Origin of the sequence: Caballeronia sp. AZ7_KS35, assembly GCF_023631045.1 — a bacterium.
Taxonomy (GTDB): domain Bacteria; phylum Pseudomonadota; class Gammaproteobacteria; order Burkholderiales; family Burkholderiaceae; genus Caballeronia; species Caballeronia zhejiangensis.
This window is the reverse complement of record NZ_JALQDV010000091.1, coordinates 1-1111: the sequence shown is the minus strand read 5'-3', so window position 1 is coordinate 1111 and position 1111 is coordinate 1. Positions and strand designations below refer to the sequence as shown.

At 65.6% G+C, this 1111-nt stretch carries 1 protein-coding gene; it reads left to right on the top strand.

Going from position 1 to position 1111, the window contains the following annotated elements; genetic code table 11:
* Positions 1-2: 2 nt before the first annotated feature.
* The coding region (locus tag NCT05_RS36635; protein ID WP_250480132.1) for an acetyl-CoA C-acetyltransferase at positions 3-1111 on the top strand (1109 nt) is incomplete at its 3' end.

The following is a 1111-nucleotide window of genomic DNA, read 5'->3' as shown; positions in this document are numbered from 1 at the left end:
AAATGACTGACGTAGTGATCGTATCGGCCGCGCGTACGGCGGTAGGCAAATTCGGCGGCTCGCTCGCGAAAATCGCGGCGCCGGAACTGGGCGCGACGGTCATCAAGGCCGTGCTGGAGCGCGCGGGCGTAAAGCCGGATCAGGTGAGCGAAGTGATCCTGGGCCAAGTGCTCGCGGCCGGTTCGGGCCAGAATCCGGCGCGCCAGTCGCTCATCAAGGCGGGCTTGCCCGACATGGTGCCGGGCATGACGATCAACAAGGTCTGCGGCTCGGGCCTCAAAGCGGTGATGCTGGCAGCGAACGCGATCATCGCGGGCGACGCGGAGATCGTCGTCGCGGGCGGCCAGGAAAACATGAGCGCGGCGCCGCACGTGCTGCCGGGCTCGCGCGACGGCTTCCGCATGGGCGACGCGAAGCTGATCGACACGATGATCGTCGATGGCCTGTGGGACGTCTATAACAACTATCACATGGGCACGACGGCGGAAAACGTCGCGAAGGAATTCGGCATCACGCGCGAGCAGCAGGACGCATTCGCGGCGCTGTCGCAGAACAAGGCGGAAGCCGCGCAGAAGGCGGGCCGCTTCAACGACGAAATCGTGCCGGTCGCGATTCCGCAACGTAAAGGCGAGCCGCTGCAATTCAACACCGACGAATTCGTGCGTCACGGCGTGACGGCCGAGGCGCTCGCGGGCCTGAAGCCGGCGTTCTCGAAGGAAGGCACCGTCACCGCTGCAAACGCATCGGGCATCAACGACGGCGCGGCGGCGGTCGTCGTGATGTCGGCGAAGAAGGCCGAAGCGCTCGGCTTGACGCCGCTCGCGCGCATCAAGGCGTACGCGAACGCGGGCGTCGATCCGAAGATCATGGGCATGGGCCCGGTGCCGGCGTCGAAGCGCTGTCTGGAGCGTGCGGGCTGGAGCGTGAACGATCTCGATCTGATGGAAATCAACGAGGCGTTCGCGGCGCAAGCGCTGGCGGTGCACAAGCAGATGGGCTGGGATCAGTCGAAGATCAACGTGAACGGCGGGGCGATCGCGATCGGTCATCCGATCGGCGCGTCGGGCTGCCGGATTCTCGTCACGCTGCTGCACGAAATGCAGAAGCGCGA